9 protein-coding genes are annotated in these 13155 nt (G+C 75.6%); 4 read left to right on the top strand and 5 right to left on the bottom strand.

Annotated elements, in window-relative coordinates:
- Positions 1 to 23: 23 nt before the first annotated feature.
- The 3 genes from I4I81_RS27415 to I4I81_RS27405 all read left to right on the top strand — a co-directional run bounded on the left by I4I81_RS27415 (position 24) and on the right by I4I81_RS27405 (position 4990).
- Positions 24 to 716, top strand: a complete 693-nt coding sequence (locus I4I81_RS27415; protein ID WP_218616433.1) for a hypothetical protein — start codon at positions 24 to 26, stop codon at positions 714 to 716.
- The gene (locus tag I4I81_RS27410) at positions 713 to 2350 is read left to right on the top strand and encodes an ABC-F family ATP-binding cassette domain-containing protein (protein ID WP_218603635.1); all 1638 of its coding nucleotides are present in this window, start codon (positions 713 to 715) and stop codon (positions 2348 to 2350) included. The genes I4I81_RS27415 and I4I81_RS27410 overlap by 4 nt, the downstream gene beginning before the upstream one ends.
- Before the next feature lie 120 nt (positions 2351 to 2470).
- Positions 2471 to 4990 (top strand): helix-turn-helix transcriptional regulator, encoded by a 2520-nt coding sequence (locus I4I81_RS27405; RefSeq protein ID WP_218603636.1) that lies wholly within the window; start codon positions 2471 to 2473, stop codon positions 4988 to 4990.
- Positions 4991 to 5081: 91 nt separating this feature from the next.
- Here the strand turns inward: I4I81_RS27405 and I4I81_RS27400 are convergent, their stop codons facing one another.
- The 5 genes from I4I81_RS27400 to I4I81_RS27380 form a co-directional block, all read right to left on the bottom strand.
- Entirely contained in the window at positions 5082 to 6560 is a 1479-nt protein-coding gene (locus tag I4I81_RS27400; RefSeq protein WP_218603637.1) for a dynamin family protein, read from the bottom strand.
- The gene (locus I4I81_RS27395) at positions 6557 to 8455 is read right to left on the bottom strand and encodes a dynamin family protein (protein WP_218603638.1); all 1899 of its coding nucleotides are present in this window, start codon (positions 8453 to 8455) and stop codon (positions 6557 to 6559) included. The genes I4I81_RS27400 and I4I81_RS27395 overlap by 4 nt, the downstream gene beginning before the upstream one ends.
- Positions 8456 to 8531: 76 nt before the next feature.
- Complete coding sequence (locus I4I81_RS27390) at positions 8532 to 9320, bottom strand: IniB N-terminal domain-containing protein (protein ID WP_218603639.1); 789 nt, start codon at positions 9318 to 9320, stop codon at positions 8532 to 8534.
- A gap of 69 nt (positions 9321 to 9389) precedes the next feature.
- Entirely contained in the window at positions 9390 to 10310 is a 921-nt protein-coding gene (locus tag I4I81_RS27385; RefSeq protein WP_218603640.1) for a hypothetical protein, read from the bottom strand.
- Between the two features lie 139 nt (positions 10311 to 10449).
- Positions 10450 to 10962, bottom strand: coding sequence for a DUF3558 family protein (locus I4I81_RS27380; RefSeq protein WP_218603641.1), 513 nt, complete (start codon positions 10960 to 10962; stop codon positions 10450 to 10452).
- Positions 10963 to 11114: 152 nt separating this feature from the next.
- Here I4I81_RS27380 and I4I81_RS27375 point away from each other — a divergent pair, with 152 nt between their 5' ends.
- On the top strand, positions 11115 to 13103 hold the full coding sequence (locus tag I4I81_RS27375) for an Hsp70 family protein (protein ID WP_218616432.1): 1989 nt from the start codon (positions 11115 to 11117) through the stop codon (positions 13101 to 13103).
- Positions 13104 to 13155 lie beyond the last annotated feature (52 nt).

Raw genomic sequence — 13155 nt, 5'->3', positions numbered from 1 at the left:
GCAGCAGCAGCCCCGCACCCTCCATGACGCTCCCGCCCCACGGCACCGAGTACCACCCGACACCGCGGACGTCGGCGGGCGCGACCAGGCCGGTGTCCGGCACGGTCTCGATCACGACGACCGGGGTCATCGGACCGCGATCGCTGACGGTGGCCGCCCCGGCCGCCGCGCGCACGGCCGCGGTCGCCGCGCCTGCCCCCGCCGAGTGCACCGGGTCGTACGCCGAGACCGTCGTCCTGACGGCCGACCGGCCGCGGTTCGTCGCGGCCGAGGACCGGCCGGGCGCACCGGGCCCGTTCCTGGTGCAGGGCACGGGCGGCGACGACGTCGTCACCGGCTCCGCGGCGGGCGACCGCCTCGTGGGCGGCGGCCAGGCCGACGGCGGCACCTGCGACGCCGACCCGGCCGACACCGTCATCTCCTGCACGGTCCCCGTCCCGGTCGCGACGCCGGAGGGCACTCCGGACGCCCCCTCCCCGCTCCGCCCGCCGATCCGGTGCCGGTCGCGGCACCCGCGCCGACCCCGGCCGAGCCCGCACCCGCACCCGTCGAACCGCGCCGGTCGCGCCGACGGAACCGGTACCGGCCGATCCCGCGCCGGTCGAACCCGCACCCGCGCCGGAGCAGGGCGCGCCCGTGCCGGAGGGTTCGGCCGATCCCTCCGCGGGCCCCGGCGGGTGGCGACCGACGTCCCGGTAGCGTTCGCCCCGTCATGAGCGCGACCCTGCAGGCCACCGACCTCGCCGCCGGCCACGGCGCCCGCGTGCTGTTCTCCGGGCTCGACCTCGTCGTCGCCCCCGGAGACGTCGTCGGGCTCGTCGGGGCCAACGGCGCCGGCAAGTCGACGTTGCTGCGCCTGCTCGCGGGCGAGCTCGACCCCGAGGACGGCACGGTCGCGCTCAGCCCGCCCGACGCGACCGTCGGGCACCTCCCGCAGGAGCCCGAGCGACGCGACGGCGAGACCGTCGCCGCGTTCCTGGCCCGGCGCACCGGCGTCACGGCGGCGCAGGTCGCGATGGACGCGGCCGCGGAGGCCCTCGGCGTGGGCGCCCCCGGCGCGGACGACACCTACGCCACCGCGCTCGACCGCTGGCTCGCCCTCGGCGGCGCCGACCTCGACGAGCGCGCCGGCGAGGTGGCCGCCGACATCGGGCTGGGCGTCGACCTGGACACCCCGATGACGGCGCTGTCCGGCGGGCAGGCCGCCCGCGCGGGGCTCGCCGCGCTCCTGCTGTCGCGCTACGACGTCCTGCTGCTCGACGAGCCCACCAACGACCTCGACCTCGACGGCCTGGAACGGCTGGAGCGGTTCGTGCAGGGGCTGCGGAGCCCGGCCGTCGTCGTCAGCCACGACCGCGAGTTCCTGGCCCGCACCGTCACCCGCGTCGTCGAACTGGACCTCGCGCAGCAGCAGGTCGGCGTCTACGACGGCGGGTACGACTCCTACCTCGCCGAGCGCGAGGTGGCGCGGCGGCACGCCCGCGAGGCCTACGAGGAGTACGACGACAAGCTCGGCTCGCTCAAGGACCGCGCGCAGATGCAGCGCAACTGGATGGCCCAGGGCGTGCGCAACGCCCGGCGCAAGAGCACCGACAACGACAAGATCGGCCGCAACAAGCGCGCGGAGACCAGCGAGAAGCAGGCCGCGAAGGCCCGCCAGACCGCGAAGATGATCGAGCGGATGGACGTCGTCGAGGAGCCCCGCAAGGAGTGGGAGCTGCGGATGACGATCGCCGCGGCCCCGCGCTCGGGCACCGTCGTGGCGTCGATGAGCGCGGCGGTGGTGCGGCGCGGGTCGTTCGTCCTCGGGCCGGTCGACGCCCGGGTCGACTGGGCCGACCGCGTCGTGATCACGGGCGCGAACGGGTCGGGCAAGACCACGCTGATCGCCGCGCTGCTCGGCCGGATCCCGGTCGACTCCGGGAGTGCGGGTCTGGGGTCGGGCGTCCGCGTCGGGGAGATCGACCAGGCCCGCGGGCTGTTCCTCGGGCCGCAGCCGCTCGCGCGCGCGTTCGGTGACGCGGTGCCGGACTGGGCGGAGTCCGACGTGCGCACGCTCCTCGCGAAGTTCGGCCTCACCGGCGACCACGCCCCGCGCCCCGCGGTGTCCCTGTCCCCCGGCGAGCGCACCCGCGCGGCGCTCGCCCTGCTGCAGGCCCGCGAGGTCAACCTCCTCGTCCTCGACGAGCCCACCAACCACCTCGACCTGCCCGCCATCGAGCAGCTCGAACAGGCCCTCGACGGCTTCGGAGGCACCGTCCTCCTCGTGACGCACGACCGCCGGATGCTGGAGTCGGTCCGCACCACCCGGCACTGGACCATGGCCGACGGGCGGCTCCGCGAGTCCTGATGGGCCGTTCGGGGTCGACGGGTCAGCGGATGTGACACCCCGTGCCGGGCCCGGCACTCGATCCGGGCCGGTCCGGCCCGTCGCGTTAATGGGTCCCTCCGGATCGCCGACGATCGGGGTATGGCGACCGCAACGGCGACCGGCGCAGTGGCGACGAGCCTGCCGCCCGGTGGCGCCACGCTGGCCCGCTGGGTCGGCGACCGGCCGCACGACGCCGTCGTGGCCACCGTGCTCGGGCCGGGCGGCACCGGCAAGTCCATGCTGCTCGACGTCCTCGCCGACCTCTACACCGATTCCGGGGTGCCGGTGGTGCGCTACGACGGCGCGTCGCCGCTGGCCCCGTCGACCGCCGTCCTCGTCGACGACGCCCACCGGCTTCCGCCCGACCGGCTCGACGCCCTGCGCGCATTCGCCCGCACCGACGGCGCCCGGATCGTGCTCGCGCACCGGCCGTGGCCGCGGCCCGACGGGCTCGCGGAGCTCAGCGCGGGCGTCGGGGCGCGGCGGATGGTCGCGATCGTCGGGCACCTAGACCGGGCCGCGGTCGCCGACCGCCTCGCCACGCGGCTGGGCGGCGAGGCGCCCGGGCCGATGGTCGATCTGGTGCACCGGCAGTCCGGTGGGCTGCCCGCACTCGTCGACCTCGTCACGCAGGGCCTGGTCGACGGCGGCCGCGTCGACCTCGCACGTCCCGAGCGGTTCGCCGCGCCGGAGCGGATCACCGTCTCGACGGCACTCGCCGAGCGGCTGCGCCACCGCGTCGACGCGTTGCCCGCACCGGTGCAGGACCTGCTCACGGTCCTCGCGCACGGGGCACCCCTCGACGGCGACGTCCTCGCGCAGCTGCTCGCCCCCGGCGCGGAGCTGGAGGCTGCGGTCGAGGCCGCGCGCGCGACCGGGCTGCTCACCGAGAGCGGCGAGCTGATCCCGCTGATCGGCGCCCTGTTCGTCAAGCTGACGCCGGTGCTGCGCACCCGCGACCTGCACCGGCGGCTGGCCACCATCGAGCTGGACCGGGGCGGGTCCGTGCTCGCCGCGGGCCGTCGCCTGCTCGGCACCGGGGCGAGCGGCACGCATATCGCCGCCGTCCTGTGCAGCGCGGCGGAGGAGGCGCTGGCCGAGTCGCCCGCGCTCGCCGCCGAGCTGCTCGCCGCCGCCGTCGACGCCGGGCACCCACGGCTCGCCGTCGCGGGCCGCCGTGCCCACGCGCTCGCACTGGCCGGGGAGATCGGGCCGGCGTTGCAGGTCGCGGACGAGGCGCTCGACGGGCCGGACCGGGCCGACGCCGTGGTCGCCGCGGCCACCGCGCTCGCCCACCGCGGTCTGCCCGGACGCAGCGCCGAGCTGCTGGGCACGCTGGAACCGGGCCGGGCCGTACTCGCAGTGCCCACGCTCGTCGTCACCGGGGACCTCGACGGGGCCCGCGCCGCCCTCGCCGCCGCCCACGCCACCTCTGGTTCGGGCACGCTGCTGGAGGGTGCGGCCCGGATGCTCGGGCAGGGGATGGTCGGCACGGCCACCGGGTCCGCCGCTGCACTGTCCCGGCTGGCGCAGGCCGCGTCGATGCTCGAACCCGTGGCCGCCTCCACGCTGCTGCCCGACACCCCGGCCGCGCTCACCGCCGTGGTCGCGGGCCTGTCCGGGCAGCCCGGGGTCGCCGAGTCGACGCTGCGCCGCGCCATCGAGGGCCGCCACGGCGGGCGGGTCGCGGTGCTGCGGCACCGGCTGCTGCTGGCGTGGGTGCTGATGTCGCGGGGCACGATCGGGCCGCCGACGGGCCTCGTCGAGCGGATCTCGCGCCAGGACTCCCCGCCGGAACCGCGGGATGCGCTGCTCGCCGCGACGCTCGAGGTCGCGCTCGCCCGGCGCCGCGACGACGCCGGTGCACTCGCCGGGGCGTGGGCCCGCGCCCGCGACGCCCTGGTCCGCCAGCCCGCCGACCTCACGCTCATCCCGCTGCTCGGTGAGCTCTCCGTCGCGGCCACCCGGCTCGGCGAGGGCTGCTGGCTCGACGGGGCCGTCGAGGACGTCGAGGACGTCCTCCGCAGCCTGGGCCACCCCGGTCTGTGGGCCGCGCCGCTGGCCTGGGGCCGGTTGCAGGCCGCCGTCGCCGCGGAGGATCCCGCCGACGTCGCCCGGCACGCCACCGCCCTCGACGCCACGGCCGACGCCTCGCCGTACGCCGCCGTCCTCGCCGCCGCGGGCCGGTGCTGGACCACCGTGCTCACCGGCACCCCGGACGTCGACGACGTCGTGGCGACCGGACGTCGGATGGCCGGGGTCGGTCTGGGCTGGGAGGCCGCGCAGCTCACCGGCCGGGCCGCGGGGAGCACGGGAGACCGCCGCGCGGCGCAGGGCCTGCACGCCGTCGCGCGCTCCCTCGACCCGGCCGCCGCCGCGGCTCCCCCGGAGGAGGGGGCCCCGGTCGAGAAGGCCGACACCGGCACCCTGACCGAGCGCGAGAAGGAGATCGGGCGGCTCATCCTTGCCGGTCGGACCCACAAGCAGATCGGGGAACGGCTCTACATCTCGGCGAAGACCGTGGAGCACTACGTCGCCCGGATGCGCCAGCGGCTCGGCGTGGCGACCCGCGGCGAGCTGTTCGCCCTCCTGCAGTCCACCCTCGACCCCACCCCCTGACCCGGCGAGTTTGCCGATCCCGTGCGGCGCGTTGGCCGATCCCGTCCGTGCGTGGGTGGCCAAGACACCGCTCCTCGACGGCAAACTCGCGCTAGGTGGTGACCAGGCCCTCACAGGTCCGCACCACCGTGCGGCACGCCGCGGTGACGGAGCGGTCGAGCATCGGGTTCTCCGCGTGCTCCTGCCAGCGGGCCAGCGCGTCGAGGGCGGCGGCACGCAGGTCGTCGGGCCCGGCGTCGGCGGGCAGGCCCAGGCGCGCGGCCGGGCCGGCGCCGGTCCCCCCGAGCAGCGCGGCCCCCTCGGCCGCGATCGCGCGCGGCAGCACCACCGAGCCGAACCGCAGCTCCCCGAGCAGCCGCAGCTCGGTGAACTCGTGCGCGCCGGTGAGGATCCGCTCCAGCTCCGCCGACAGCTCGCGCGAGCCGGGCACCGGGTCGTCCTGCACGACCTGGTGCACGGCGAGCAGGGCCGAGCGCGCCTTGAGCACCGTGCGGCGCTCGACGAACTGGCTCTCCAGCGCGGCCTGCAGCTCGCCGAGGCCGCTGCGTTGCACCAGGTCGGCGGCCAGCGCGGCCGGCGTCGCGACGCCCTGGCGGATCAGCATGGTCGACAGCCGCAGCCCGAACACCCCGAACCGCCGCAGCAGCCCGGCCCGCTGGGCCGCCGTCAGCTCCGGCACCGCGCGGGCGATCGGCGAGTCCGCCGCGACGAACCGGTCGACGGTGAGCAGCGACGCCTCGACCGCCTCCTTCGGCTGCCGCGCCAGCGACGCCAGCACCGTGAACTCGGTCTGGCGCAGCGTCCGCGCGGTCTCCCCCACCAGCCCCGCCACCGCGACGATGTTCTGCGCCAGCCCGCGCAGCGCCGGATCGGAGCGGTAGCGCCGGGCGATCGCGCGCGCCGAGACCATCGCGTCGACGCGCCCGCCGCCGATCTCGTCGGCGCGGGAGATCACCGCCAGCGAGTTCACCGACGCCGTCTGCGCGACGCCCCGCCCGCGGAACGCCTCCAGGAACTCCGCGTCGCCGGCGTGCAGGTGGCGCATGAGGTAGACGACGGCGTCGGCGTCGGTCGGGCGCTCGTCGTCGGGGTGCAGGAAGCGCAGCGTCCGGCGCCCCACCTCGTGCGAGAGCGACGCGAGCCCCGGCGTGTCGATCAGCGTCGCCACCCGCAGGCTCTGCGACGGCCAGTCGACGACGAGCATCTCGACGTCGTCCGCCGACCTCCCCTGCAGGTCGATCAGCAACGCACCGTCGCGACGGTCGACGGGCAGCTCGTGCAGCGACCCGTCGGTGCCGACCATCGTCACCGCGGACGTCGGCGCGTCCCGGAACCAGGTGACGACCTTCGTACACTCCCCCGCGTCGACGGGTGCGAGCCGCTCCCCGACGAGCGCGTTGAGCAGCGTCGACTTGCCCGCCTTGACCTTCCCCGCGACGGCGAGGCGCAGCGGCTCCTCCAGCCGGTCGACCTGGTGGGTGAGCCAGCCCGCGGCGCCCGGGTCGTCGCGGTAGACGCGGGCGGCGTCGAGGAGGAGGTCGCGGGCGGCGTCGGTGAGGGAACGGGTCACGGGGTCGGCACGGGCACCGGTTCGACGGCGATCCGGCCCGGCTGGGCACCCGTCGCGGGCACCAGCGTGCGCACCCGCGCCTGCAGCTTCTCCAGCGCCGCGATCTGCTCCGGGATCTGCGCGAGCCGCCGCGCCCGCTCGCCCTCGGTCGTCTTCACCGAGCGTTCCGCGGTGGACAGCGAGTCCTTGAGCGAGGTGTTGAGCTGCTCGGCGAGCTCACCGAAGTGGTCGCGCAGGTCGCGCTGGACGTCGCGGAGCATGTCGCGGGAGTCCTTGCCGACCTGGAAGGTGACGTCGTCGACGTAGCGGCGCACCGCGCCCTTCGCCTCCCCCTGGCGACGGCTGACGATCCGGCGGCGCTCGTCGCTGATCGTCTTGCCGCCGAGCAGCAGCCCCGCACCGAGGGAGAACGGGTTGATCAGCGTCAGGCCGACGAGCGTGCCGAGCAGGCCGAACATCAGCACGCCGATGTAGCCGCCGCGCAGCCCGGCGAGCGCCTGCTGGCCCAGGTTCCACGGCTCGCCGTCGCGCACGCGCATCTCCCGCGCCGCCCCGACCGCCGCCGACGCCTCGGTGCGCAGCGCGGGCAGCACCGCCTCCCGGTCCTCGGCGAAGTGCGACGCGACCTGGCCGGCCAGGAACCGCGCCCGCTGCGTCGCCCACAGGAAGTTCGTCGACGCCGCCGCCGCGACCTGCTGCTGGATCCACGCCGAGAGCTGGTCCCAGTTCTTCGTCGGGTCACCGCCGTCGTCGATCTCCTCCTCCGCGAGGCGGGTGATCTCCCGCATCCGGTCGCGGAGGTCGTGGTCGATGTCGGCGTTGAGGTCGGCGACGCCGTCGCCCAGAGTGTGCTGCCAGCGCGCCGAGCGCTCCTTGAGCGCCGCCGCCCGCTCCTGGGCGCCGCGCAGCGAACGGATGAGGTCCTGCACGCCGTTCGGGTCGCGGTGCGAGGACTCCTCGGCGCGCAGCCCGTCGCGCAGCTGGTCGGTGACCGCCACGACGTCGTGCACGGTGGAGCGACGCGCCAGCAGGTCGGCCTGCCCCAGCACCTTCCGCGCGAGGTAGGTCTCCAGCGCGGGGAAGCCGGACTCGGCGTTGAGCGCGGCGTCGGCGGTGACGACGGCCTGCCAGCGCACCGTCGACGACACGGCGATCAGCTCGGCCTCGATCCCGGCGTCGCGCAGGTGGCGACGGTCGAGCTCGGCGATGCGCCGCCACTCCGGGTACATGTCGGTCTTGGTGAGCACGCACGCGACGTTGGGGCACAGCCGGATGGCCTGACGCAGGAACTCCAGCTCGGGTGCGGTGTACTCCTGCGAGGCGTCGGAGACGAGCAGCACGGCGTCGGCCGAGGGCAGCGCGGCCATCGTCGCGGCGCCGTGGATCGAGGTGAGCCCGCCGACCCCGGGGGTGTCGACGACCTCCAGCCCGGCCTGCAGGATCGTGCGCGGGATGCCGATCTCGACGGCGGCGAGACCCTGCGCGTTCTGGGGGTTGCGGGCCTCGGTGACGTACCCGGCGACGACGTCGGAGAGGTCCTGCAGCGGGATGTCGGCGCGGTGCGTGCGGACCTGCGTCGGCAGGCCGTCGGGCCCGTCGGCCCGGGTGTGGACGAGCGTGAGCACCGGCTCGTCGGCGTAGGACACCGCGGTCGACACGGCCGTCGCGACGTCGTCGAAGACGGGGCAGACCGGGGCACTGAGCAGCGCGTTGACCAGCAGGCTCTTGCCCTGCTTGAACTCCCCGACGACGAGGACGCGCACGCGGTCGTCGAGCAGGCGGGCGCGGGCCTGCTGCAGCCGCGACTCCAGGTCGGGCCGGTTGTACGGGGCGATCGTCGCCAGCGCGAGGTCGACGGCCTTGACCGTCAGGGGACGCTCCACGGGATCCTCCACGCGGCTCAGTCTGGGACACCGCACGGGCGTACGGCGGCGCCCTCCCCCGGACGGGGGAGGGCGCGTGTCGGACGGGTCACACGCCGTCGGGCACCAGGTCCGGCGCGGCGTCGGCGGGGGCCTGCTGCACCACCGCGTAGGAGTCGCCCTCGGCATAGGTGTCCACGACCGCGGTCGTGCTCGAGTCGTCGAAGCTGTCGGTCACCGTCGTCGAGTCGTCGCTCGCGTCGTTGAGCGAGTCGACGATCACCACGGTCTCGCCGGCCTCCTCGTTGTAGGAGTCCTGCACCACCGTCGTCTCCGTGGTGTTGCCCGCGGTGTTCTCGTCACCGACGACGACGGTGCTGTCGTCGATGACGCCGCCCTTGTTGTCGACGCCGTCGTTGTCCTGGTTGAACGAGTCGCGGACGTAGGTGCCGCCGTCCTCCACGTACACGCTGTTGTCCGTGTAGTGGAACTCGCTCGTGTACTGCTTGTACTCGATGTTGGTCGTGACCGACGGGCCGTCGTGGTGCTGCTCGCGGACGACCTCGCGCTCGGCGCTGTGGCTGCGCGTCACGTGGTGGATGACCCGGACCGGGTCGTCGTCATGGGCGTACCCGCGGTGGCCGCCGCCCCCGTTGCCGCCGCCTCCGTTGCCGCCGCCACCGTTGCCGCCGCCGTCGTTGCCGCCGCCGTCGCCGCGGTAGGAGACGCCGTCGCAGTCGGCGAGCATGGGCTGCACGTCGCGGACGTCCTGGGCGGTGATCCCGGCGAGGTCGTGGCGGGCCAGCACCCCCTGCGGGTCGCGCGCGAACTCCGCCTGCGCGTCCTCGTCACGCAGCAGGCCGAGCAGGAAGTCGATCAACGAGGACAGGGAGAGCATCGCGTTTCACCTCCGGAGGTGGGGACGGTCCGGGCCCGCTGCTCGCGGACCCGGACCGGGGTGGCTGGATCAGGGGACGAGGCCGTCGATGCCGTTGCCGGAGAGGATGTCCCCGATCTCCAGGTCGACGTCGAGCAGGTCGGGGTCGAAGTTGTTCGAGTCGTTGACCGAGTTGTCGTCACCGGTGTCGTTGTTGTTGCCGACCACGATGTCGTCGATGTCCAGGTCGAGGTCGAGGGACTGGTCGTTGAACGAGTCCGACACGGTCGTCGAGTTGTCGGAGTAGTCGTTGCCGACGTTGTCCAGGACCGTGCGGACGCTCTCGTCGACGTTGTAGGAGTCGCGGATGGAGATGTTCTCCGTGACGTTGCCGATCGAGTTGCCGTCGCCGTTCGCCACGTTGGAGTTGACGATGTAGCCGTGGCTGTTGTCGATGCCGTCGTTGTCCTGGTTGAACGAGTCGACCACGTAGCCGTCGTTGTCGAAGCCGTCGTTGTCGCCGAACGCGCCGTTGTCGAAGCTCAGGTCGGCGGTGGTCGTCGTGGCCTGGCCGTTGACGTTCGCGCCGCCGTTGCCGCCCGCGCCGCCCGCGCCGGTGCCCGCCGCCTGGCCCAGGGCCGGGCCCGCACCACCCGCTCCGCCGCCGGCCGCGCCGCCCGTCGCCGCGCCGTTACCCGCCGCACCGAGACCGAGGCCCGCGCCGCCGACCCCGGTACCGACACCCGGTCCGCCCAGGCCCAGCAGCGACAGGAACGCGTCGCCGCCCTCACCGAGGCCGAAGCCGCCGCCACCCGTACCGGTGCCGGTGTCGCCGATGTCCTGCGAGGCGTCCCCTCCGGTGGCGCCGCCGCCCGCACCGCCGTCGCCGAGTGCGAGGCCGAGGTTCGAGGCGTCGCCGCTGTCGCCGCCCGCGCCGCCCGAGGCGTCCTGGTCGTTGTTGTTCACGGGGACGACGAACTGGGCGAAGTTGAAGCTGGGGCCGTTGGCCATGGTTCCGGTCCTCTCTCGGGGTGCCGGTCGCTTCCGGCTTGGGAGAAGACTGGCGCCGGGGCCGCCCCCGAGGCAGCGGGGACGATCCCGTACCCCGCACCGACCCCCATGGGGGTCCGGGGGCGGACCCCCATGGGGCTCAGCCGGGGAGGGCGGCGAGCACGGGCGGGAGCAGCGACTGCAGCGCGGTGCACGAGTCGGGGGCGCCGCCGTCGAGTGCTCCGCCGTCGAGGGAGACGAGCAGGACCTGGTCCGCAGCCACACCGATGTCGTACTGGCAGAACTCGCCGGAGCCGGTGAACGTCTCCAGTGCGGGGTAGCCGGCCAGCCGCACGCGCGTCGTCGTCGGCTCGCTGTTGGAGGCCAGCGTGGCCAGCCCGCCGTCACCGGTGAAGACGGTGACGGTGAGCAGCTGCCCCGCCGGGCCCCGCCACTCGCAGCGCGGCCCCTCCGGTCCGACCCCTGCCGTGCCCGTGCCGCCGACGCCCGCCGCGGCCAGCGCGGCGCCGTCGGGGACCGCGCAGGCGTCGAGCCCGCGGACGTCCCGCGGGTTCTCCACCGGCGGCACCCCGGGCGTCGTCGACGGGGCCGAGCACGCCGTGAGCAGCGTCAACCCGACCGCGAGGGCACCCGCGCTCCACATCCGGCCCATCCGCACCCCCTCTGATGCACCCAGTGTGACCGACTAGCTCCTTCGGGCGACATTGGGCCGTTCGGCGCTAACGGATACATCATTCTGGCCGATGACCGAACGATCGCGGTGGGTTTCCGACTCGTCACGGAGCGACAAGGGGGCGGTTCGTCATGGCTTATCAGCTCGGTATCGACCTGGGCACGACCTGGACCGCGGCCGCGGTGTGCCGCGACGGCCAGGAGCGGCCGGAACTGCTGCACCTGGGCGGCGCGTCGAGCGCCGTCGCCACCGTCGTCTTCCGCGCCACCGACGGCACCCTCGTGCACGGCGAGGCCGCCCAGCGGCGCGCGCTGACCGAGCCCCGCCGCGTCGCCCGCGAGTTCAAGCGGCGCATCGGCGACGACACCCCGATGGTCGTCGGCGGCGAGCCGATGACCGCCGCCGACCTGTGCGCCCGGTTCGTGGCCTGGGTCGTCGGGGAGGCGGAGAGCCGCGAGGGCGGCCCGGCCGCGTCGATCGCCGTCACGCACCCCGTCGAGTGGGGCGACCACAAGCGCGCGACGTTCGCCGCCGCACTCGCCGACCACGGCCTCGGCCACGCCGTCTTCCTCACCGAGCCGCAGGCCGCGGCCGTCGGCTACGCCAGCACCGAGCGCATCGAGCCCGGCGGGATCGTCGGCGTCTACGACCTGGGCGGCGGCACGTTCGACGCCGCCGTCGTGCGCAAGCTCCCCGACGGCGGGTTCGTGCTGCTCGGGCGCCCCACCGGCATCGAGCGGCTCGGCGGCGTCGACTTCGACGACGCGATCCTCGGCCACGTCCGCACCGCCCTCGGTACGGCGTGGGGCGAGCTGGACGCCGCCGACGCCAGCGTGCAGGCCGCCGTCGCCGGGCTCCGGCGGGAGTGCACCGCGGCGAAGGAGGCGCTCTCCGCCGACACCGAGGTCATGGTCCCGGTGATGCTTCCGGGCACCCACACGCAGGTCCGGCTGGGCCGCGCCGAGTTCGAGGACATGATCCGCCCGTCGGTGGGCGAGACCGTCGAGGCGCTGCGCCGGGCCGTCGACTCCGCCGGGCTCACCCCCGCCGACCTCGACGCCGTCCTGCTCGTCGGCGGGTCGTCGCGGATCCCGCTGGTGTCGCAGCTGGTCTCGGCCGAGCTCGGCCGGTCGATCTCGGTCGACGCCGACCCGAAGGCGGTCGTCGCGGCCGGGGCGGCGCTGACCGCGCGGTCACTGGTGACGCCCGTCGCGCCCGTCGCGCCCGTCGACGAGGTGCCGGACGTGCTCCCGGTCGTGCCCGCCGTCGCATTCGACGCCCCGCCCGACGAGGACGCCCCGCGCCGTCGCCGCGGCGGCACCCTGGTGGTCGCCGCGTCGATCGCGGTGATCGCCACGTTCGGGCTGTCCGCGACGCTCGCCACCGGTGTGGTCCCGCTGCCGGCTGCGGTGTTCGGGGACGCCGTCGCCGTCGGTGACGGGGTGGCGCAGGCCGAGACCGTGCTCGCCGACGCCCCCGCGATCGACCCGTGGACCGGTGCGGCGCCCGCCGAGACCACGGTCGCCGGCCCGCGCCGGCCCGAGGCCGTCGCGGCGGCGGTCCGGCCGGTCGCGCGGGTCACGCCGACCGGTGCGGTCGGGGCGTCGCGGACCGTCCCGACGCGCGCGGCCCCCGTTCCCGCCGCGCCGGCGGCCCCTGTTCCCGCTGCCCCAGCTGCCCCCGTTCCCGCCGCTCCGGCGGTTGCGGTCCCCGGGCCGACAGGTACCGAGGGCACCACGACCGACCCCGGTGGGTCGACGGGCGGCGGCAGCACGGACGGCGGCGACACCGGTGGCGGGTCGACCGGCGGTGAGACCGGTGACGGATCGACCGGCGGAGACACCGGCGGCAGCACGGGTGGGGACACCGGTGGCGGCACTGGTGGGGACACCGGTGGCGGCTCGACGAGCGGCGACACCGCGGACCCGGGCACCGGCGGTGGAGCCGAGGGCGGCGGGACCGAGGGCGGCGGGACCGAGGGCGGCGGGACCGAGGGCGGCGCGTCGGGCGGGGGCGGCGCGTCGGGCGGGGGCACGACCGCCCCCGGCACCCCGACCGGCGGGACCGAGGCGGTCGCCGCAGGTCCGTCCACGGTGTCGGCCGCGCCGGCCGCGCCGTGAGACGCACCCTCGGCGTCACTTTCGGTGCACGGGCCGATGGGTACGGTGACGA

The sequence above is a fragment of the Pseudonocardia abyssalis genome (assembly GCF_019263705.2).
Classification (GTDB): Bacteria; Actinomycetota; Actinomycetes; order Mycobacteriales; family Pseudonocardiaceae; genus Pseudonocardia; species Pseudonocardia abyssalis.
This window is presented reverse-complemented; position numbering and strand designations above follow the sequence as displayed.